The sequence below is a fragment of the Acinetobacter sp. 1207_04 genome (genome assembly GCF_052850415.1).
This window is the reverse complement of the sequence record NZ_VXCQ01000004.1, coordinates 113469-134621: the sequence shown is the minus strand read 5'-3', so window position 1 is coordinate 134621 and position 21153 is coordinate 113469. Positions and strand designations below refer to the sequence as shown.

The 21153-nt window shown below is 35.6% G+C and carries 19 protein-coding genes; 8 read left to right on the top strand and 11 right to left on the bottom strand.

Translation table 11 applies throughout. From position 1 onward, the window contains the following. The first annotated feature begins 46 nt into the window (after window positions 1-46). On the top strand, window positions 47-550 hold the full coding sequence (locus tag FW754_RS05150) for a hypothetical protein (protein WP_419347280.1): 504 nt from the start codon (window positions 47-49) through the stop codon (window positions 548-550). A 117-nt stretch (window positions 551-667) separates the two neighbouring features. Here FW754_RS05150 and FW754_RS05145 read toward each other — a convergent pair whose 3' ends face one another. Then, window positions 668-2008, bottom strand: a complete 1341-nt coding sequence (locus FW754_RS05145; RefSeq protein ID WP_409512604.1) for a CitMHS family transporter — start codon at window positions 2006-2008, stop codon at window positions 668-670. Window positions 2009-2438: 430 nt separating this feature from the next. Between FW754_RS05145 and FW754_RS05140 the strand changes: the two genes are divergently transcribed. Together FW754_RS05140 and FW754_RS05135 are read left to right on the top strand one after the other, a co-directional pair. Then, window positions 2439-2600 carry a twin-arginine translocase TatA/TatE family subunit gene (locus FW754_RS05140; RefSeq protein WP_419347283.1) on the top strand — a complete coding sequence of 54 codons (162 nt, stop codon included), beginning with the start codon at window positions 2439-2441 and terminating at the stop codon, window positions 2598-2600. Window positions 2601-2612: 12 nt separating this feature from the next. Beyond that, on the top strand, window positions 2613-2831 hold the full coding sequence (locus tag FW754_RS05135) for a hypothetical protein (protein WP_409512605.1): 219 nt from the start codon (window positions 2613-2615) through the stop codon (window positions 2829-2831). A 338-nt stretch (window positions 2832-3169) separates the two neighbouring features. On the opposite strand, the gene FW754_RS05130 is transcribed toward FW754_RS05135, so the two are convergent. Together FW754_RS05130 and FW754_RS05125 are read right to left on the bottom strand one after the other, a co-directional pair. Further along, window positions 3170-4489, bottom strand: a complete 1320-nt coding sequence (locus tag FW754_RS05130; protein ID WP_446324041.1) for a hemolysin family protein — start codon at window positions 4487-4489, stop codon at window positions 3170-3172. A 129-nt stretch (window positions 4490-4618) separates the two neighbouring features. After that, complete coding sequence (locus FW754_RS05125; RefSeq protein ID WP_409512607.1) at window positions 4619-5608, bottom strand: LysR family transcriptional regulator; 990 nt, start codon at window positions 5606-5608, stop codon at window positions 4619-4621. A gap of 648 nt (window positions 5609-6256) precedes the next feature. Here FW754_RS05125 and FW754_RS05120 point away from each other — a divergent pair. Continuing rightward, a complete protein-coding gene (locus tag FW754_RS05120; RefSeq protein ID WP_409512608.1) occupies window positions 6257-7858 on the top strand; it encodes an isocitrate lyase in 1602 nt (533 codons plus the stop codon). Between the two features lie 98 nt (window positions 7859-7956). Here FW754_RS05120 and FW754_RS05115 read toward each other — a convergent pair whose 3' ends face one another. Beyond that, window positions 7957-8445 (bottom strand): copper resistance protein NlpE, encoded by a 489-nt coding sequence (locus FW754_RS05115; protein ID WP_446324040.1) that lies wholly within the window; start codon window positions 8443-8445, stop codon window positions 7957-7959. A 462-nt stretch (window positions 8446-8907) separates the two neighbouring features. On the opposite strand from FW754_RS05115, the gene FW754_RS05110 reads away from it, so the two are divergent. Further along, the gene (locus FW754_RS05110) at window positions 8908-9498 is read left to right on the top strand and encodes a 1-acyl-sn-glycerol-3-phosphate acyltransferase (RefSeq protein ID WP_419347290.1); all 591 of its coding nucleotides are present in this window, start codon (window positions 8908-8910) and stop codon (window positions 9496-9498) included. A 78-nt stretch (window positions 9499-9576) separates the two neighbouring features. Here FW754_RS05110 and FW754_RS05105 read toward each other — a convergent pair whose 3' ends face one another. The 4 genes from FW754_RS05105 to trpS form a co-directional block, all read right to left on the bottom strand. Beyond that, entirely contained in the window at window positions 9577-9900 is a 324-nt protein-coding gene (locus tag FW754_RS05105) for a hypothetical protein (RefSeq protein WP_409512611.1), read from the bottom strand. A 496-nt stretch (window positions 9901-10396) separates the two neighbouring features. Continuing rightward, window positions 10397-12103, bottom strand: a complete 1707-nt coding sequence (locus tag FW754_RS05100) for a flotillin domain-containing protein (protein WP_409512612.1) — start codon at window positions 12101-12103, stop codon at window positions 10397-10399. A 75-nt stretch (window positions 12104-12178) separates the two neighbouring features. After that, the gene (locus FW754_RS05095) at window positions 12179-12826 is read right to left on the bottom strand and encodes a YqiJ family protein (protein ID WP_419347297.1); all 648 of its coding nucleotides are present in this window, start codon (window positions 12824-12826) and stop codon (window positions 12179-12181) included. A gap of 496 nt (window positions 12827-13322) precedes the next feature. Then, window positions 13323-14336 carry a tryptophan--tRNA ligase gene (gene trpS, locus FW754_RS05090; RefSeq protein WP_409512614.1) on the bottom strand — a complete coding sequence of 338 codons (1014 nt, stop codon included), beginning with the start codon at window positions 14334-14336 and terminating at the stop codon, window positions 13323-13325. 241 nt (window positions 14337-14577) lie between these two features. Between trpS and FW754_RS05085 the strand changes: the two genes are divergently transcribed. Then, the gene (locus FW754_RS05085) at window positions 14578-15504 is read left to right on the top strand and encodes a DUF808 domain-containing protein (protein WP_419347300.1); all 927 of its coding nucleotides are present in this window, start codon (window positions 14578-14580) and stop codon (window positions 15502-15504) included. A gap of 54 nt (window positions 15505-15558) precedes the next feature. After that, complete coding sequence (gene ypfJ / locus FW754_RS05080; protein ID WP_409512616.1) at window positions 15559-16452, top strand: KPN_02809 family neutral zinc metallopeptidase; 894 nt, start codon at window positions 15559-15561, stop codon at window positions 16450-16452. A gap of 62 nt (window positions 16453-16514) precedes the next feature. On the opposite strand, the gene FW754_RS05075 is transcribed toward ypfJ, so the two are convergent. After that, window positions 16515-17060: a hypothetical protein gene (locus FW754_RS05075; protein ID WP_446324039.1), complete on the bottom strand. Its 546-nt coding sequence runs from the start codon at window positions 17058-17060 to the stop codon at window positions 16515-16517. 285 nt (window positions 17061-17345) lie between these two features. Between FW754_RS05075 and FW754_RS05070 the strand changes: the two genes are divergently transcribed. Next, window positions 17346-18845, top strand: a complete 1500-nt coding sequence (locus FW754_RS05070) for a cation:proton antiporter (RefSeq protein WP_446324038.1) — start codon at window positions 17346-17348, stop codon at window positions 18843-18845. 76 nt (window positions 18846-18921) lie between these two features. Here FW754_RS05070 and FW754_RS05065 read toward each other — a convergent pair whose 3' ends face one another. Together FW754_RS05065 and FW754_RS05060 are read right to left on the bottom strand one after the other, a co-directional pair. After that, window positions 18922-19797 carry a histone deacetylase gene (locus FW754_RS05065; RefSeq protein WP_409512373.1) on the bottom strand — a complete coding sequence of 292 codons (876 nt, stop codon included), beginning with the start codon at window positions 19795-19797 and terminating at the stop codon, window positions 18922-18924. Between the two features lie 15 nt (window positions 19798-19812). Next, on the bottom strand, window positions 19813-20784 hold the full coding sequence (locus FW754_RS05060) for a hypothetical protein (RefSeq protein ID WP_446324037.1): 972 nt from the start codon (window positions 20782-20784) through the stop codon (window positions 19813-19815). Window positions 20785-21153 lie beyond the last annotated feature (369 nt).

The window sequence follows — 21153 nt, the reverse complement described above, 5'->3', positions numbered from 1 at the left end:
ATTATGCGAAAATAGGTAGATTAAATTTTCTGTTTTTCGGACTCCCATGACTAAACAAACGCCTGCATCACTTAGTGATATCGAAATTATGGATATTTTACAATCCATGAAAAATGACGAGCTTGATATCCAAGCACAAGATATTATTCGTCAAGGAGGCAAAGCGGGTCGTCAGGAATCTCATAAGCAGGCATTGGTTGCATTGCATGAAAGCTTTGAAGAGAAGTTTGTTGAAGCAGTGACTTTAGCTTTGAATTTAAATGAAGCTCAAGCGAAGAAAATTCGTTATAAAAAAGATCGAATCCGTATTTTGAAAGCCAAGGGCATTGATTATATGGATATTGATGGTGCAGAAACAGCACAAGTATTATCACAAGTCGCACAAGCTATTTTACGTGAAGATGCGGTTGTGACACATGATTTGCACAACATTTTCCCATTTTGGAAAGAAGGTTGGCCAATGGTTCAGTTTGATAATGCGTTCAATATTTTAAATGATGATATTCGTATTCACTATCAAGCGACTCTAGATGCATTGCTCAGCGCGTAGTACAAAATTAATATTTTGATTTTGTAAAAAAGCCAATCTGAAATAGATTGGCTTTTTTGTACATACGTATAAATTAATGATATAGCTGATTCTAGCATCAGCCGAATGTCTTTTGCTTTAAGGTAAAGTCGAATACAGTGGGAATATACCAAAAAGCATCGCAGTAACGAGCATGACTAAACAGGTTACAATCGCCCATTTAATGGCAAATTTTTGATGTTGTCCCATTTCAATGCCTGCTAATCCACAGAGTAAATAGGTTGATGGCACTAATGGTGAGAGTAAATGTACAGGTTGACCCACAATAGATGCGCGTGCCATTTCTACAGGGGTAATGCCATAGTGTGCTGCTGCTTCCGATAGAACAGGTAGAACACCATAATAGAATGCATCATTCGACATAAAGAAGGTTAACGGCATACTGACAATTGCTGTAATTGGTGCGAGAAAAGGTCCCATACTTTCAGGAATGATCGCAACTAATTCCTTAGACATAGCATCGACCATGCCCGTGCCGGTTAAAATGCCAGTGAAAATTCCGGCTGCAAAAATAATACCCACTACATTGAGCGCACTTCCTGCATGGTGAGCAACCAAACTTCTTTGCATATCAATATCTTTGTAGTTCACAACAAGTGCGATACTCAATGCAATCATAAAGAGAATTGAAAGTGGTAAGACGCTTTTGACAAGACAGACCATCAATACAATAGTCAATAAAGCATTAAACCATCTTAAGTGTGCACGATTGGCTTCAGGGTTAGTTGAGATTTGAATGCTATCACCATGACTCACATCAAGATCAATAATACCTAAGCGCTTACGTTCCATACGTCCGTACATAAAGCCAAGGAAATATAGCCATGCAATCGCACAGAGCATTGGTAAGATCATTGGAACAAAAACATCACTTGGATCGACATGTAATGCACTTGCAGCACGAGCAGTTGGACCACCCCAAGGGGTTAAATTCATAATCCCGCTTGCAAGCATCATTAGACATGCCATGATCAGTGGGCTCATGCCTAGACGTTTATAAAGTGGAAGCATTGCAGCCACACAGATCATATAGGTGGTTGAGCCATCACCATCAAGAGAGACAATAATAGTCAGGGTAATAGTGCCAAGAATAACTTTAAGCGGATCACCTTTAACAAGCCGTAAAATGAAGCGAACAGAAGGATCGAATAATCCAGTGTCAATCATGATGGCAAAATAAAGAATAGCGAATAAAAGCATAATACCTGTCGGGGCAAGCTTCTTTACACCTTCGAGCATCATTTCGCCAAGTTCATGAATTTGGATATGACTTAAGCTGTCAACAAAGAAACCGAGCCCATAAGCAATAAGTGCAAAAATAACAGGAATCAATGTGAGGGCAACAAGGGGTGTAAGGCGCCTAGACATGATTAAGTACATAAAGCACATAATCATGCTAAGACCGAGGACGGTTAGCATAGTTCAATCCTTTGATTTTGAATGATCTTGTTGTTGGGATAATTTCATCCGAAGTTTAATGGTTTTTTAAACTAACCTAAATAATTCAAAATAAATATGATTTATCAAATGATCATTCAGCGAAATAATTGTCTTTGATTGATTGTTTAATTATTGACTAGATGATTTTAAAGTTAAAAATAAATAATTGTTTTATATTTATTTTTAACTTACTTTGTTTTTTGTAATTTTTAAATAAAAAAATAATATTGTATTTTATTAAAGTGTATCAGTAAAAAATGGCACTTATTACAAATACAAATGTTCATTTGAGCAAATCATATAATTAGAAAATCTTTAAGATTTGGTTAAGCATAATTTAACAATATGGATGTGAAAATAAAAAATAACACCTAAACTTTAAGAAAATTTAAATAAAGGATACTTCTAAATGATGGATTTATCGATTGGTCATATCATTTTGTTTGTAATCATTGTATTGGTTATTTTGGGAACTACAAAATTTAAAAATTTTGGTAAGGATATCGGTGGGGCCGTAAAGGATTTTAAGCAAGCGGTAAAAGATGACACGACATTGAACGATCCTAAATAGAGTTCAATTGTTATGTTTGAAGTGGGTTTTACTGAAATCTTATTTCTAGGCATTGCTTTAGATATTTTAGAAAACAAGCAAGCTTATGCTGTTGTTGTGAGTTTTTTTATTGTGATGTTTATCATCCCACCTGATATTTTCTCTATGGCTGTTGCGGGTTGCTTTAATTATATATACGAAATTGGGTTACTGCTTGCATGTGTGCTTATGTACTATACAAGCGATTTATGAAAATATAACAGCGTTGTAGAAACTCGATGATAATGCGGAAGATGTGTAAATTGTTTCCCAAGGGTGTTATCAAGCAGGTGTTGGACAATTGCTTGAAGTGATTAATTCACAAAATCTACTGATCGAAACTCGGATGAATTATTTCAATGCTTTAACTGAGTTTTGGTTGTCCGTTATCAACTACTTGCGAGTCTAGGTAATCTTAATATTTAGTCTGAGTAATCTAGCCAAAATTAACAGTAATTACACAGGTAATGTCTACGTCTAAAAAATTATATAAAAAGAGGAGGCATTAAAAAGCCGAAGATTCGGCTTCAGCCAATTAAAATGAACAGATATTATTCATCAGCAACAGGTGCTTCTGAGTGATCTAATAAACGGGTGACAAGTAATTGGTCAATTTTAAAATGATCAACATCAACCACTTCAAATTTATAATTGCCAAATATCACTGCATCAGCAGGGCGAGGAATTTTACGTAGGCGATACATCATAAAACCAGCAAGAGTTTCGTAATTTTCTTCATCGGGCATTTCATCAATTTCAAGTGCATGTTTCAGGTCTTCAATAGGCGTACTGCCTTCAATGAGCCATGAATTATTGTCCCGTTTAATAATTTGTATGTCAGCTTCAACAGGGGTAACCCAATCACCCATCACAGTAATCATAATATCAGAGAGGGTAATGACTCCTACGACCAGTGCATATTCATTGATTACAACCGCAAATTTTTCTTTGGTTGAACGAAATCGGTCAAGTAGTTCCGATAAGGTCAGTGTGTCTGGAATAGTTAAAACATTACGGATGGTACTTTCGTTAAGTTGTAATAATGACTGGTTTTTAAGAATACGAACTAAAATATCTTTGGCATCGACATAGCCAATAACATCATCAATATTTTCGCTACAAACCAAAAATTTTGAATATGGATATTGTGCTAATTTCTGGCGAATACTTTCTTCAGATTCATTCAATGTAAAATAAATGACATTTTCACGGGTAGTCATACTCGATGGGACATTACGTTCTTCGAGTTCAAATACATTTTCAATAAAATGATGCTCTTGTTTTTGTAAAACTCCAGCTTGTGCACCTGCATCCATAACGGCAGAGATATCATCAAAAGTAATGTTGTCGTCACGAATGGTATTGACTTTAAATAATCGAAATAACACATTGGCAATAGCATTGATGATCCATGCCAAAGGTTTACAAACGGTAATAAAAACTTGAATCGGATTAATAACGGAAACAGCAATTTTTTCAGGTGCAATCATTGCCATACGTTTTGGCATTAGATCTGCAAATAAAATAAATAATGAAGTTACTAAAGTGAAGGACAATGCAAAACTAATGGATTCAGCCCAAGTACCTTGATAAAACTGCATCACAAAATTGAGAAAATAAGGTCGGAATGCACCTTCACCCAATATACCACCCAAGATGGCAATGGCATTTAAACCAATTTGCGAGGCTGCAAAGAAATTTGCTGAATTTTCTTGTAAATCTAATACTTTTTGCGCACGAATATCACCTGATTCCGCGAGGATTTTTAATTTAACTTTTCTTGCACCAGCAAGTGCAATTTCTGTCAGAGATAAAAAACCCGCCCCGGCAATAAGTATGGCGATAATAACGATGTTTTGGAAAAGGCTCACGCATCCACCTGTGTATTTTCATTATTATGAATATTTTTAACACATAAATATCCAAACAATGAATTGTTTCATTGTTTGGACGAGTATAAAGCAAAAAAATAACAATTTAGTTTTTTTATTAAAATCAGCTTAATATTGAGAGAAATGAGAATTATTTGTTAAAAATTCACGATTTTCTTCTTCAACCATCTGACGAGCCACATACAAAATTAGCTGACGTAACCAACGATGTGCAGGATGATGATGCAATAAAGGACACCAAGCCATTTTCAATTCAAATTCAGGAATATAAAAAGGAGGGTCTTTGATGAGCAAATTTTGGCTGTTGGCTTGTAATTGTGCAATACGTGTTGGCAGCGTTGCGACCAAATCAACATTGGATGCCAAAAGTGCAGGCATTTGATAATGCCGAGTAAAAACAGAAATTTTACGTTTTTGACCAATTCGTTCTAAAGCCTGATCAATCCATCCAAGTCCAGCTTGTTTTTCAGGATTTACTCCAAAGCCTACGCCCATACCTGTTTTTGAAACCCAAATATGCTGTGCATCGAGGTAACTTTTTAAATTCAAGTTATTGGCGGCAGGGTGTTTGCCGTTGAGTAAACATGAAAAACTGTCACGCCATACTAAAACTTGGTGAAAACTTTGTGGAATTTCATTGAAGCGGTTAATGGCAAGATCGACTTTACCTTGCTCCATGTCACGATATGACACATCACTTGGTGTTAAAAAGTCCAGTACGACATTGGGGGCTTCTGAACGTAAGGCTTTGACTAATCGAGGAACTAAGGTCGCTTCTGCATAATCAGAGGTCATAATTCGAAAAACACGATTAGACGTATAAGGACGAAACTCTGTACGTGGTTCCAAAATCATCGACAAATCAGACAGCGCATCACGAATACGTGGTTGTAATTCCAATGCACGTTCTGTTGGTGTCATGCCTTCAGATGAGCGAATCAATAAAGGATCATTAAATAAATTACGTAAACGACGTAAAATATTACTCATAGCTGGCTGAGTTACACCAAGTTGTTCTGCAGCACGAGTTACATTTTTTTCACGTAACAGTACATCAAGGTAAATCAGTAAGTTGAGGTCGACCCGCTCAAGATTCATAAAATAAATACCGAAAATAAAATTTAGAAATCACGATGGATTATGCCATAAGCAAAGTCTTTTGTGTTAAAAGCTGACGAAATTTGCATCTGATTCTCAACATTCATTTAGGTGATTTTAATTTTATTTGCACTATATCTGTGGGAGCTTTTATTTTGATTGGTGATCAATAGATACTTTGGGGTAAAGGTTATATTGAAGAAGTGCTGTTGAATGATAACACTATGTTATATTATTGCGTATGATTTGCTCGTGTAGTTGTTTAATATTTGCGCGTTTAAAATTGTAGATTTTTTAAAAAATTGGCTGAATTGACCTATTTTTGAATTATTTTGAAACAGCTAAGACTTAGGTCTAATAATGTGACTTTTGAGTTTTTGTCTTTAATTTAAACAAGAAATAAAAAATATTGAAAAAATAAAATAAATAAAAACATATATTTATTAAATGCAACTCTAATTATAATACGACTTTGATCTATATATTTTTTAAATAAATACTGAAAATTACAGCAAGATATTGGATAAATTATTTGACTCAAACTAAGCTAAGTCCATAGCAACGAGGTGTACTAAATCTGAACAGTTTTTAAAATTTCGATTTAGCCCTTCAATTGATGAAATCCTAAAATTATATACAGGAAATATCATGACTCAATATCAAACAGCAGTAGATGCAATCCGCGAATTAAAAGCAAAATTCGGAAGCACTTGGCGCGATATTAGCCCAGAAGATGCTGCACGTATGCAAATGCAAAACCAATTCAAAACTGGTTTAGACATTGCAAAATATACCGCTGCGATTATGCGTCAAGATATGGCTGCTTATGATGCTGATTCTAGCAAATACACTCAGTCTTTGGGTTGCTGGCACGGTTTCATCGCACAACAAAAAATTATTGCGAACAAAAAATACTTCGGTACAACTGAACGTCGTTATATCTACCTTTCTGGTTGGATGGTTGCTGCTCTTCGTTCAGAATTTGGTCCACTTCCTGACCAATCTATGCACGAAAAAACTTCAGTACCTGCGTTAATTGAAGAAATCTATACTTTCCTTCGTCAAGCTGATGCGAAAGAATTAAACGATTTGTTCCGTGCGCTTAAAAAAGCAAACGAAGCAGGCGATGCAGCTAAAGCGAAAGAAATTACTGCTCAAATTGACGGTTTCCAAACTCACATCGTTCCAATTATTGCGGATATCGATGCTGGTTTCGGTAACGAAGAAGCGACTTACTTACTTGCTCGTAAAATGATTGAAGCGGGTGCATGTGCACTACAAATCGAAAACCAAGTATCTGATGCTAAACAATGTGGTCACCAAGCTGGTAAAGTAACAGTTCCACATGAAGACTTCATCGCTAAAATCCATGCATTACGTTATGCATTCTTAGAAATGGGTCTTGATGACGGTATCATTGTTGCACGTACTGACTCTGAAGGCGCTGACTTAACTCAAAAAATCCCAGTGGTTAAAGAGCCAGGTGACATCGCTTCTCAGTACATTAGCTACTTAGACACAGTTGAAATTGACATCGCTGATGCTCAAGAAGACGAAATCTTAATCAAACGTAACGGTAAATTACACCGTCCTAAGCGTTTAGCTTCTGGTTTGTATCAGTTCCGTGCTGACACTCAAATTGACCGTGTTGTACTTGACTGCGTATCTAGCCTTCAAAACGGTGCTGACCTTCTTTGGATCGAAACTGCAACGCCAAACGTTGAAGAAATCGCTCACATGGTTAACCGTGTTAAAGAATCAGTTCCAAATGCGAAGCTTGTTTATAACAACTCTCCATCTTTCAACTGGACTTTAAACTTCCGTCAACAGTCTTATGACCGTTGGGTTGCTGAAGGTAAAGACGTTTCTGCTTACGACCGCGCTAAATTAATGAGTGCTGAGTACGATGCTACTGAATTAGCTGCTGATGCTGATGCTAAAATCCGTACTTTCCAAGCAGATGCTTCTCGTGAAGCAGGTGTTTTCCATCACTTGATCACACTTCCGACTTACCACACTGCAGCGCTTTCTACTCATGAGCTTGCACAAGGTTACTTCGGTTCTGAAGGTATGTTGGCTTATGTAGCTGGCGTACAACGTAAAGAAATTCGTGGTGGTATCTCTGCTGTTAAGCACCAAGCAATGGCTGGTTCTGATATCGGTGATGATCACAAAGAAATCTTCTCTGGCGACAACGCACTTAAAGCGCATGATGATGCTAAAAACACAATGAACCAATTCGGTGGTTAATCCTCGAAATTGATTCAAAAAAAACCCTGCCAAGCAGGGTTTTTTTATGCATTAAAATAAATAAAATTGAGCATTTTAAGACTCAATTGGATCATAGGTTAATCGGTTTTTTTCGTTAAAACATAATGTTCAGCAAGTGTACTTTCAATTTTTTCACCCGTTTCAATATCACGCGCTTCTAATTGATTTTCACCGACAAAAAATTTACGTTTTTCTGCATTTTGATCAAGTGTAATGATTGTTCCTGAAGGGTCAAAACTAAATGTTCCTTCAGATTTAAACTCTTTACCATCTCCCTTACCTTGATAAACTTCTGTAAGTTGGTATTGATGATTGGGTTTTAATTCCAATTGAGTTTCGATACCATTACAGTCAGCACATGGAAATAGACCTGTATAGAGTCCTTCCCAATCTAGACTGTTTTGTGCATTATGTTCGCTGTCAATAGTTGGAACTGCGGCTTCATGTGTCGTTGCAGCTTGTGTTTGAGGCGTACTTTGGATGTCATCAGTTGCTTCATGTGTTGGTTTAGAACATGCACTAAGTGTAAGTCCTAGTATAGAAATCATTAGGAGTGTTTTTTTCATCATATGATCCAATTTAATATTATAAAAAATAAGTAGAATGAGTAGAGTTTCAGAATAAGAATACAATTCATGTTTTCAAAGGAATATGTATGTAATGTAAAAATAAACATAAATACGAAAGGATTGTGTTGAGTTATATATTTTTATGAGTTGGATCTCGCCATAATACATAAAAAATTTTATAGGCAAAACTCTGCTTCTATGGTTGTAAAATATTCAATAAAGAACGTATTGATATATAAAATTGAGAATAATTGTGATCTTTCTTTTGGCGAACTTATTTATTTTTTACATTAAAATCATTATATGAAAATAAAATAAAAAAATAAGTAATTTTAAGTATTTATGAATGCTTAAAAAATTATACACATATATATTAATTGATAAATTTTCTGTCAAATTGAGCTTTCATATTTTGATCTGGTTGCTACAATCCACGCATTATTTTATTGAGTATATAACGTGTTTGAAAAATTGGCAGAACAAAGCCTTGGATTGATAGGATGGAAAATTGATAATCATTGGGATTTAAATATTGATCAATGTGTCATGATTGCTGCACCACATACTAGTAACTGGGATGCTTTGTATGCGCGTCTTGCACTTAAAGCTTTAGGTGTGAATGTTCGCATCACAATTAAAGACAGTTATATGAAATTGCCATTGGGTCCTTTTGTCCGTGCAATGGGTGGCATAGGTATTAATCGTCGGCCTAAAAAAGAGGGTGAAGCACGCTCAAGTATGGTTGAATTGATGTCAGACTTATTTAAAACACATGAAAAATTAGTGATGTTGGTGACACCAGAAGGAACACGTGCTAAACAAGAAAAATGGAAAACAGGCTTTTATCATGTTGCCATCAATGCAGGTGTACCTATTGCTCTTGCATATATGGATTATGATAAAAAAACTACAGGTGTTGGGAAGATTATTTATCCAACAGGCGACTATGAAAAAGACATGGCTGAAATTATGGCTTTTTATGCACAGATCAATCCTAAATTTCCTGAATTATTCAGTGTTGATATCCGTTATCATTCATCTCAAGAATAAGTATTAAAGACGATTTAAAATGATAAAGACAGGATAGACCTGTCTTTTATTTTTGAAAATTAAAATCTTAAATGCTTTTTAGTTGATTTTTGATACACCGCCTAAAGATTCGCAAGCAGATTTATAAATATCATATTGTTGTTGAACCACTTGATCGAGCGGAATACGAAAAATTTCCTCGCCTTCCTTATAACTTTCAACATAAGACGATGCTTTTTCTTTACTGACCGATAGAGTGCGTTCATGATAGCTCGTAATTGCACTGTGGTTTAGTTGCCCTGTTTCAATATTTTTACATTCAAATTGATTAAGTATAACTTCGGCTTTTTTGAGTTCACGGGGTGTGCCGAGTGTACACCCAGCTAAAATGGCTGAGCATATGATTAAAAATGAGAATTTCATCACACATATTTTTATAAAAATGGATGGGCGAGATTCTATGCTTAATCGTAAAATTTAAAAAGTATGTATTACTCTAAATCTTTTAAAAATAAATTCAACTGTTTGAAAAATAATCTTAACAGGGCGTAAGCAAATTAAAAGGTAGAGAGCTCTTTTTGCATGGCATTCTATAGCTTTGTTAAGCACTCAGGATGATGAAAGGTACTGTAACCTGTGGTGGTAAAATATAAACTCAAAAAGACATCATAAATAAGGTAAAGATAAAATTTATCAATTTTTGAATCTACGATAAAGCCTGTCACGGTGCGCTACAGATAAAATGAAGCCAAAATAAAATATTATGACCTAAATAAATGATTATAATTTTAAAATGATGATTTTACGGTATTAAAAAGTACTGAATACTTTGTATATTCAGTACTTATACGTATGAGAAAATTCAAGCAAAAGGTAGGACTTGACTCAAAGAAATTTGCTGAAATAAAGTCAGCGAAACTTATTCAACTTTAGGTTTAAGGCTTTGCGTCATTCCATTGATATCACCACCTTGAATACCCAATTCACTCATTAAGCTATCAATGAGCGGTGCTTGGCTACGGTAGCGTAGGGCACTATTTACAACTTGATCTGATAAGGCAACTTGACCTTGATCATTCGCTTCACCATTCACTGTTGCAGAGCCAATATTTCCTAAACCATTGACCTGAAGAATTTTAATATCGTCAATATTTTCCATTGGTTTAACACTTTCACGAATAATTTCAGGAAGATATTTTAATAATGCTAGGCGGATTTGCATTTCTACTTGCTCAGAAGACAAAATATTATTGGCTTCATTGACTGCACGTGTACCTGCTGCATCAACTTGATATTGTTTTTCTTGTGCTTGAGCGAGCAAAATTTTTGCATCGGCTTCACCTTTTGCTTTTAAACGAATCTTTTCTGCATCGGCTTCGGCAACAGTACGCACTGCTTCGGCATCATCCACAGCAGCTTGTTTTGATGCTTCTGCTGCCACAGTAATAGCAATTGCATCAGTTTCAGCGACTTGTTTGGCTGCAACAAGTTCAACAGCCTTTAAGCGTTCAGCACGTTGAGTTTCACGTACAGTGGTGACTTCCTCTTCGGCTTTGACTGCTTGTGCACGGGCTTGATCCGCAAGTGCTTTCGCTTCAGATTCTGCACGAGATTTTTCAGCAATCGCAATTGCACGGTCTTGTTCAGCAAGTTCAATGGTTTTCTTTTGTTCAACTTGTGCTTTTTGAATGGCTTGTGCTTTTAAAATATTTTCATTTTCAATATCACGATCGGCAGCAATTTGTTTTAATTGGACTTGACGATCAGAGGCAATTTTTGCTTCGCCTGCTTCACGTTGCTTTTCAGATTCTTGAGTTGCAATTTCAGCTTGTTGCTCCGCACGGCGAATAGAGAGTTCTCGGATTTGTTCCATCTTCGAATATTCTTCTTCACGAGTAATTTTAAGACGTGCTTGCTCGGTTTCAAGATTTTTAGTTTTAATAGCAAGGTCTGCATCTTGTTCTAGACCATTACGTTTTTTACGGCGATCTTCAATGGTTTCAGTCAGTTTCGTTAGACCTTCAGCATCGAAAATATTTTGTGGATTGAAAAATTTAAAATCGGTTTGATCTAGACCAGTTAATGATACGGTTTCAAGTTCAAGACCATTTTTAAATAATTCTTCTGATACTGCTTGCTGAACTTTTTGTACAAAATCGACACGCTTTTCATGTAATTCTTCCATCGCCATTTCAGCAGCAACAGAGCGTAATGAATCGACAAATTTACCTTCAACCAATGACTTTAATTCATTCGGTTGCATGGTTTTCTGCCCGAGTGTTTGAGCAGCAGTCGCAATTGATTCAGCAGTAGGTTTAACACGAACGTAAAACTCAGCAGCAACATCAACACGCATACGATCTTTGGTAATTAAAGCTTGATCTGCGGCACGTTTAACTTCTAAACGCAGGGTATTCATATTGACAGGAATGACTTCATGTAAAACAGGTAGAACAATTGCACCTCCACCTAAAATCACTTTTTCACCGCCAAATCCTGTACGGACAAAAGAAACTTCTTTACTTGAGCGTTTATAAAGACGGGCAATAATAATCCCAATAATAATCAATGCGGCTAAAATAATGCCAGCAAGAACCAAAATGGAATAAAGATTAGAGCTTTGCATATGTTGTTCTCTTGTGATTATGGTTGAAAATATAAATTAAAGTTGTCATTAAATTTTTTAAATATAAATAGAGCTTTAAGTGATTGCTTGTGCACGAAAACCCATGCTTGTTCGTTCACTGAGTAAAACTTCTTGACCTTGAGCAAAAATAATATCGGTTTCGGGTTCAACCAAAATGTAATGTGATTGACCGAATTGATCTCTAACTCGTGCTTGAGCTGGGTAATTTAATCGTGCTTCACCTAAGATAATAATGGCAGTACGACCAATTAATTCATCACTATGAATGGCTGTAGTTTCATCTTTAGGTAAAATCTTAGCCATGCTAGCTGAAGAGATACGAACAAGAGGCATACATAAAATTAAACAAGCAGGAGCAGCAATCCAAAGTGGAAAATAATGTGTGCTGAAACTGTAAAAAATGCTTTGTAAGATAAAACCTATTAAAGCGTAAATGGTTAAAAAAATAATGAGCCACACCAACATGGGGATACGACCTAAATACAACCAATCAAGAAGTTGAACAAAAGCATCATGATCAACGTGGACATCGAATTCAGAATGTGGAGCTTCGATCAATTGATCAGGAACAAATTGATCGAGAAACCCTTGACTACTTGAGCCAACAATCAAAAGTAGACATTCCAATACACCTAATAAAACCATAAGGCTTAAAGAAACACTAAAAATGAGATTCGATGGATGTATAAAAAGTTCCCACATGGGCAATTACTCTTTTGTTTTTTACATTAAAAATAATTTGAGAGTGAATAAAGTCACGTTGTTTTATACGCTCAAAAAAGGTTTTGATTGATCAATTAAATCTAGCGTGACCTTGATAGTATATTTTTAAATCGACTTGATCAAGTTGAAATGCATGTGATAAATTCATTAAATCAATGCTTTATATTTAATTTTTATTGAAGTTTGTCTGTTTTTGGCAAAAAAATACGCAATGATTGGGGAATCACTGCGTAGGAACAACGAACCTGAATATTCAGTTTCGGTAAAGGAGAGTGTTATGAATCTGGGGAGATTCAGAACTTAAATTAAGTATAAAAAGTACAGTGCTTAATAACATCAGTGTTCACGTAATTAAGTGTAAATTCTCGTAAAAAATGTTTTATTTGCATAAAAAAGTTAGATACTCAAAAAGAAAAAGCCTTTTATTTAAAAGGCTTTGACAAGGTTCTAGATCAATATACACATCGTATTCACTTTAGAAATGAAATACGCCCAAACCTGCTTTAATCTCATCTAAGGTTTGTTGAGTAATGTCACGACATTTATCTGTACCTGTTTTTAAGATATCCATGATGTAATCTGGGTCTTTAGCAAGTTCCATACGACGTTCACGAATTGGTGTAATTAATTCTTTTAACACACCTTCGAGACGTTTTTTCACGGTACCATCACCTAAACCACCACGTTGATAGTGTGCTTTCAGTTCTGCAACTTCTTCTTTGTTGGTATCAAATGCATCGAGATAAGCAAATACAATATTACCTTCAACTTGACCTGGATCTTCAATACGCAAATGGTTTGGATCGGTATACATTGCATTTACTGCTTTTTTGATATCTTTGTCAGAAGCATCAAGCACAATGGTATTGCCCAACGATTTTGACATTTTCGCTTTACCATCAAAACCAGGGAGACGACCTGTATTTGAAAGCAAGACTTTGCATTCAGGTAAAAGATCATGACCAATTTGACGATTTAAACGGCGCACAATTTCGTTAGTTTGTTCGATCATTGGAATTTGATCGTCACCTACAGGAACGACAGTGGCTTTAAATGCTGTAATATCAGCTGCTTGGGCAACAGGGTAACATAAGAAACCAGCAGGAATATCTCGTTCAAAACCACGCATCTGAATTTCAGATTTAATGGTTGGATTACGTTCTAAACGCGCAACAGTCACAAAGTTCAAATACAACATGGTGAGTTCATTTAATGCAGGCAGGCATGATTGAACGCAAATAGTCGTTTTAGTTGGATCAATACCGACAGCTAAATAATCGGTCGCAACTTCAATAATATTACGACGTACTTTTTCAAAATTATCAGCATTGTCAGTCAGTGCTTGAGCATCAGCCAATAAAATGTGCTGATGATGCGAATCTTGTAATTCTACACGTGACCGTAAAGAGCCAACAAAGTGACCTAAATGAAGTTGTCCAGTTGGGCGGTCGCCTGTCAAAATAACAGGGCGATTGTCTTGAGTGCTCATTATTTATTCCAGCGTCGTAAAACGACCATCATGTTTTTAAATTCGGGCTTATTGTACGGCATTATTTTTTTTTATGTCAGTACGAATTTAAATGAACTTGGCAAAGTGTATTGTGCTTATGTTTTAATGACATGAGAAAAAATAAACTGAAGCAACTGACTAAAATATTTGTACAAAATAAGTTATAGAAAACACAGGTTTCAATTTAAAATAGCGACATAACTAAAAATTAGGAAAAAAAATGGCAAGTAGTTTATTAATATTACTCGATGATATTGCTGCAGTCCTTGATGACGTTGCTGTGATGAGTAAGATGGCGGCAAAAAAAACAGCGGGTGTATTGGGTGATGATTTAGCCTTAAATGCTCAACAAGTCAGTGGTGTACGTTCAGATCGTGAATTACCCGTGGTTTGGGCGGTGGCAAAAGGTTCATTTATCAATAAATTGATTTTGGTGCCATTGGCATTAGCGATTAGTTTTTTTGCACCTTGGTTAATTACACCTCTGTTGATGATAGGCGGTTTATTTTTATGTTATGAAGGTGTTGAAAAAGTACTTCATAGCTTACATCACAAGAAAGCAAAGACCACAGAAGAAGCAAAAGATGAGCTTCAAACTATAGAAACTGATTTGGTAAACTTTGAGAAAGATAAAATTAAAGGTGCTGTGCGTACTGACTTTATTCTTTCGGCTGAAATTGTGGTAATTTCACTTGGAACAGTTGTTGCAGCAACGTTTAGCACGAAACTCATCGTACTTTCAGTGATTGCCATTGGTATGACAATTGGCGTTTATGGTTTTGTTGCTATGATTGTGAAAATTGACGATTTGGGCTTGTATTTAACTGAACAGGCATCAAGTGTTAAACAAAAAATTGGGCGTGGATTATTGGCATTTGCACCAAAGTTAATGAAAACATTAACGATTGTTGGCACGATTGCGATGTTCCTTGTGGGGGGGGGGATTATTACCCATGCAATTTCAACCTTTCATCATTGGACAGAAGAAGCTGTAGATCATGTGGAGCTGATTCCTGCGATTGGAAATATTATTGGGGCAATCACGCCGACTTTTATCAATTTTGTGGTTGGTTTTATTGCTGGTTTAGTGGTTGTATTGGTGATTGGTTTGATTCAGAAAATCCGTTCATCATCGAAAACGGTATAAAATTGAATAGATCAGTTATGATCAAGGCAACGGCTAAAAATAAGGATAAAAATTATGCGTTGGAAAGGGCGACGTGTTAGCGAAAATGTTGAAGATCGTCGAGGTGGTGGTGGTGCAAAGGCTGGTGGCATTAGTATTTTAGGTTTAATTGTTGCCTTTGTAGCATGGAAGTTTTTTGGGGTTGATCCTCAAATGGCCTATCAAGCGACTAAACAAGTGACTTCAAGTCAGCAAACACAAGGTGCATCACCTGAAAATATGACAGCTGAGCAGAAAGAATCTTTAGCATTTGTTGGTACAGTTTTAGCAGATACGGAAGATGCATGGACACAAATTTTTCAACAACAAGGTGCACAATATAGTCCACCGAAATTGGTGATGTTTAGTGGTCGGGATCGTTCTGCATGTGGTTCGGCTGAATCCGCAATGGGACCATTTTATTGTCCTGCCGATCAAACGGTTTATTTGGATACCACTTTTTTTCGTGAAATGCGTCAGCAAATGGATATTTCGGGTGAGCAAAATCAGACTGAGCTTTCAACACGTGATGAGGCTGGTGATTTTGCACAGGCTTATGTGATTGCACATGAGGTTGGACATCATGTACAAAACTTATTAGGCATTTCATCGCAAGTACAAAAAGCACGTCAACAAGCGAGTCAAGTACAAGGCAATCAATTGTCTGTGCGTTTAGAGTTGCAAGCCGATTGTTTTGCGGGTATTTGGGCGAATAAAACACAGCAAAAAACGCAATTTTTAGATCAGGGTGATGTGGAAGAAGCGATGGATGCTGCACATAAAATCGGCGATGATTATTTGCAGAAAAAAGCACGGGGTATAGCTGTACCAGATAGTTTCACGCATGGTACAAGTGCACAGCGTATGCAATGGTTTCAAACTGGTTTAAAAAGTGGCGATGTGAATGCGTGTGACACATTTAAATCTTAAGATTTAAATATTTGAATAAAAAGAGAGTATTTGTACTCTCTTTTTTTATGAGGAAAATAAAATTACTTATTTAAAAATTTTCGGAAGTCTCGCAAAATTCGATAACAAACATATAGTGCAAATAAAGCAAATAAACTTAAAGTAATGATCTGATTACGTAAAGTAATGAGATCAGCTTGGTGAAAAGATTGAATATCTTGAGCTGAAAATTTTACAGTATTTTGCTGCATATTTTGGGTGTTGGTATAGCTCATCTCTTGAATATAATATTTGTCATTAAAGCGTTGAACTGTTACATCATCAATTCTTCGGAATGGATGTTGATTGTCTTGATCGGTGCATAAGATTTTTAGGTAATGTTCACAATTTAACTCAGCGATATATCCTTGATTTTTAATCACAATCCATAACTTTTTGTCGGGCTTTTGATTGTTACTGAGCAAACGATATTCTGTTTGAGTATTTGAACTGAATGTTGAAACATGATCAGGAGTATTACTTGAGCGAGTGAGTTCAAGTGTTTTAACAACACAAGTCCAAATGAGCATGGTTGTAATTAAAATGAGAACAAAAGCGTAAAAACAACGGAACAACATTTTAAAAGTCATATTGAATATCACAGAAACAGGAGTACGATCAAAAAATCGTAATGCAGGTAGTTTAACTCGATTTGTAAGCTGAAAATAATTTTATGTAAAAAATAATCGGATTGCATTTTTTCATCAGGGAGTATGAGAAAAAAGTAGTTTTTATGTTAAAAAATAAACGGGAAATGCGACGTGGTTTACTATTTTTTGTAAAATTATATTTTTGTTGAATGGTAGGTATTTTTCTATTCATTTAGGAAATGTTGTGGCATTCATTATCAATCACAATTAAAGATTAGGGCGCGCATGGGTAATTATTTCTTTCTTCAAGTTTTTACAGTCGTTTTTGCATTATCCATTGCGACAACAATATTTAATAAACGTATTTTAGGATTTCCTCAGGCAATTGGTGTACCACTTGTTTCGGCTATTTTTGTCTTTCTATTGCAATGGGGAGCAAGTCTGCTGAATGGAAATCAGTTTGTCTCTATTAATATTCATAATATTGAGGAAGCTGTACGTCATATCGATTTTTATGATTTTTTAGTTAATGGCGTGATTTGTTTCATTCTGACATCATCCGCACTGAAATTTAAAGTCTCAGATTTACGTAGTTATTGGAAGCCAATTAGTATTCTTGCCACCATTGCATTAGTACTTTGTGCCTTATTTTTTGCAGGTTTAGTGTTTGGCTTTCAGTATTTAACAGGTAATCCTGTACCTATTTTGGTATTGCTATTACTAGGTTCTGCCTTAGGTGCAACGGATCCAATTGGAATTAAAGGTGTACTAAGCTCGGTTCGTGCGCCACACCATTTAATTGTAAAGCTTGAAGGCGAATCTTTGTTTAACGATGCCATGTGTATTGCAGTATTTATGACGTTATTGAATGTGTTGGAAGGTGAGCATTTTAGTTTGATTGCGACCTTACAAACATTGCTGTATGAAATTGTCGTTGCGGTCATTATTGGTTGGGCATTTGGTCTTGGGATTTTACGTTTACTCCGTGGTAAGCATGAAATGGAATCGCTGATATTAACAACTGCATTGTTGGCATGTGGCTCATATTTGGTGGCTTTATTTGCTCACGCCTCTGCACCTATTGCCTGCGTGATTGGTGGTTTAATTGTTGGGAATAAATGGAAAGAGATTTTACAAGATCGTGAAATTCGAGAAGTAAACCATTTTTGGCATACCGTTGAAGGCATTATCAATTCATTTCTCTTTACCCTTATTGGGCTAGAAATCTTTATTTTAGATTTGAGTACAAGCTTAATTTTAGGCGGTATTGTTGCTTTCTTTGCTCTACACCTTTCACGTTTTGCTGCAAACTTTTTGGCATTTGCATTTTTCCCATCGTTCCGTATGAAAAGTTATAATGGTAGTTTAGCTATTTTATCTTGGGGCGGGGTTCGTGGAGGGATTTCACTTGCACTGATTCTTGCTGTGGCTAACGTGCCTGAGCTGAGCCAATACAGCAGTATTTTGATTGGTTATACATTTATTAGTGTATTACTATCTGGAATTGTCTGTGGGCTAGGCTTACCTGCGGTAATGAATGCATTTTATTACAACCCAAGTGAAGAAAAACAAGGCTTCAAAGGGTGGTATCAACGTATGTGTAATAAGATGAATCGTAAAGGATTTAAATATATTGTCGGAGAAGATGCTTATGGGAATGAAACTATTGTTATCTATAACCCAGAAGCCATTGTTGATCAAAAAACTGATGATGGTGTGGCAACCGTACATCATCCAAGTAAAGCGCAAGAAGTGAAGCGTTTGGAAAATCCAAATAATTTCTAAGAATTAAAATCATTGAAAGATAAAAAAGCCAGATTGTAATCTGGCTTTTTTATAAATAATTATAATTATATTTCATTTAAGATAATGTATTGAAATAAACTTCGTTAGCAGCCTTGAAAGTGTTGACGTGTAAAGGTACAAGCGTTTCCAATTTTTGATAACCACCAGCAAGCACAAACATAATGGGAATATTATATTTTTTCGCAAGTTTAAACACCATCAAATCTCGCTCATAGAGCATTTCAGTGGTAAACCATTTAGAGCCACAACGGTCATTTTGATGACAATCCATTCCTGCTTGGTAAATAATGAGATCAGCTTGCCAATCAATGGCATGTTCAAAACCTTCCACAATCGCTTCAGAATATTGATCGAAATTGCCTTTTTGATTGTGAATCGGGCGGGTTGTGCTACGTTCATTGGTCGTACAACCAAAAGCTAAACCATAAATACTAAAATTATAGAGGTTTTTCATGGTCAGTGAATATTCGGCTGTACCATTACCGCCATGTTGATCGCAATCGAGAATAAAGATTTTTTTATGCGGGAATTGTTTAGCGATTAAAGCTAAACCATTAAACGTACAATAGGCATTGCCGTGGGCATAGACGGCATGATGAAATCCTTGAGCGATATTCGCTGAAATACCATTTTTGAGTGCCAAACTCGTTGCCAATAATTGACCTGCTTGAATGGATAAAATGGCTTCCCGAAATTGTGGTGACCAATTTTTAAAACCTTGCATAGTCGCAAGTGGGCGTTTTCCTGTTAAAAATGCGCGAACATAAGCTGGATCATGAATTGAGTATAAAATACGTGGATCAATACTTTCAGGGTCGACCAAATCAGCTAGTTGATCTTGTTCAAGTACTTCGGCAACAGCAGTGAGCTTTTCCATGCTATTTGTGTGCGTAGTCGCATAATATCGTGAGGAATAACATGCTTTCAGCATAAGAGGGCACCTACATTAAATTTGTTCTTCAGCAATTTTCGTTAACTGTTCTAGCAGCGTTGTACCTGGGCTAAAAAGTCCATTATCAACTTGCTGTTTATAATGTGCATTGAATGCTCTTGCACGATTTTCTGGAGAAATAGACAGAGTAGTTAATCTTAAGAACCAAAAACCATCGACTTCAGAAATGGGTATAATATAACCTTTATAATGTTTATTTGCATTTTTGTGAAGTAGTTCCTCATTGTATTGTACTGAAAAAAGGCTACCAGATGGAATTCGAATCCCATTCATCATAACAGGAACGAGGTTAATGCATGAATGATCATCACCCATTTTGAGTTTTTCCATCAAAATAGGTCGATTATTATCATCAGTAAAAATATTGATTAACCCTTGACGTAATAGACGACCATGTGCGATTTTTAAGAAAAAATTTTCCGCCATTGGGCAGGAACCAACTTTGGGTTTTTCATTTAAATTCTTAAGTTCAAGTAAACCAGTTTCTTTTTGTGTTTTTCTTAAAATAATATCTTCTAAAAAGTTACACAGTAATTTGCTTTCTTCAAACTCAACACATTGATGAATATTATTCAAATCTTGTTGAAACTTAAACTCTTTTTGCAGAGCGTCAGTGAAAAAATCTTGCTTGGGATATGTGTTTAGAAAATTGATTACATTTGCTTGTAAATGTAGATTGCGCCAACCATTTAATTCTAAGTCATATGATTTTGCTGAGGATGTTATCGTTCTTAGTGCACGAGTATCATAATCTTGAAACATACGAAAATCTTTAAAATCAGTTTCTTCACGTTCCTGATTGATAAATTCAGCAATCACACGAGTTGCTTGTGTGAAACCACATCCGCGCCTTTCAGTTTGATGACTGAAGTGTTCGTTGAGCATTTCTGTTAAATTATTAGAAAGTGGAATAAGTTTATTTTTAAAACACGTTAAAATTTCATGATTTGTGATTTGTTGTGACATCCCTTTATCCCCATAATTTTTTAGATTTTTATTGTTCATCTTTGAAAAATAATTATAGTGAATTAACATCAAAAATAAAGTATTTTTCAATAATAACAAAGGATATATTGAATTTGCATAAATATATGTGAAATAAGAAAAGCGATAAAAATTAAAGATGTAAGTATATTCTTGTGTTAAGCCGAATGAGCAAATTGAATGAGTGTACTGGCGTAGGTCTTAAAGGTAAGACGTATAATTTTGCGAATTTTTTAATATCAGAAATGATGAAGGTAACACTAAAAAAGTTTTAAACGATAAGAAATTGTTTTTTATGATGAAAAACATATAAGAGAATATGATTTGTTAAATCATTTTTATATGTGAAAA

What these genes read in the sequence shown, in the direction of transcription:
- FW754_RS05150 (WP_419347280.1), top strand. Translation starts at nt 47, where the DNA reads ATGACTAAACAAACGCCTGCATCACTTAGTGATATCGAAATTATGGAT.
- FW754_RS05145 (WP_409512604.1), bottom strand. Translation starts at nt 2,008, where the DNA reads ATGCTAACCGTCCTCGGTCTTAGCATGATTATGTGCTTTATGTACTTA.
- FW754_RS05140 (WP_419347283.1), top strand. Translation starts at nt 2,439, where the DNA reads ATGATGGATTTATCGATTGGTCATATCATTTTGTTTGTAATCATTGTA.
- FW754_RS05135 (WP_409512605.1), top strand. Translation starts at nt 2,613, where the DNA reads ATGTTTGAAGTGGGTTTTACTGAAATCTTATTTCTAGGCATTGCTTTA.
- FW754_RS05125 (WP_409512607.1), bottom strand. Translation starts at nt 5,608, where the DNA reads ATGAATCTTGAGCGGGTCGACCTCAACTTACTGATTTACCTTGATGTA.
- FW754_RS05120 (WP_409512608.1), top strand. Translation starts at nt 6,257, where the DNA reads ATGACTCAATATCAAACAGCAGTAGATGCAATCCGCGAATTAAAAGCA.
- FW754_RS05115 (WP_446324040.1), bottom strand. Translation starts at nt 8,445, where the DNA reads ATGAAAAAAACACTCCTAATGATTTCTATACTAGGACTTACACTTAGT.
- FW754_RS05105 (WP_409512611.1), bottom strand. Translation starts at nt 9,900, where the DNA reads ATGAAATTCTCATTTTTAATCATATGCTCAGCCATTTTAGCTGGGTGT.
- FW754_RS05100 (WP_409512612.1), bottom strand. Translation starts at nt 12,103, where the DNA reads ATGCAAAGCTCTAATCTTTATTCCATTTTGGTTCTTGCTGGCATTATT.
- FW754_RS05095 (WP_419347297.1), bottom strand. Translation starts at nt 12,826, where the DNA reads ATGTGGGAACTTTTTATACATCCATCGAATCTCATTTTTAGTGTTTCT.
- trpS (WP_409512614.1), bottom strand. Translation starts at nt 14,336, where the DNA reads ATGAGCACTCAAGACAATCGCCCTGTTATTTTGACAGGCGACCGCCCA.
- FW754_RS05085 (WP_419347300.1), top strand. Translation starts at nt 14,578, where the DNA reads ATGGCAAGTAGTTTATTAATATTACTCGATGATATTGCTGCAGTCCTT.
- ypfJ (WP_409512616.1), top strand. Translation starts at nt 15,559, where the DNA reads ATGCGTTGGAAAGGGCGACGTGTTAGCGAAAATGTTGAAGATCGTCGA.
- FW754_RS05075 (WP_446324039.1), bottom strand. Translation starts at nt 17,060, where the DNA reads ATGACTTTTAAAATGTTGTTCCGTTGTTTTTACGCTTTTGTTCTCATT.
- FW754_RS05070 (WP_446324038.1), top strand. Translation starts at nt 17,346, where the DNA reads ATGGGTAATTATTTCTTTCTTCAAGTTTTTACAGTCGTTTTTGCATTA.
- FW754_RS05065 (WP_409512373.1), bottom strand. Translation starts at nt 19,797, where the DNA reads ATGCTGAAAGCATGTTATTCCTCACGATATTATGCGACTACGCACACA.
- FW754_RS05060 (WP_446324037.1), bottom strand. Translation starts at nt 20,784, where the DNA reads ATGTCACAACAAATCACAAATCATGAAATTTTAACGTGTTTTAAAAAT.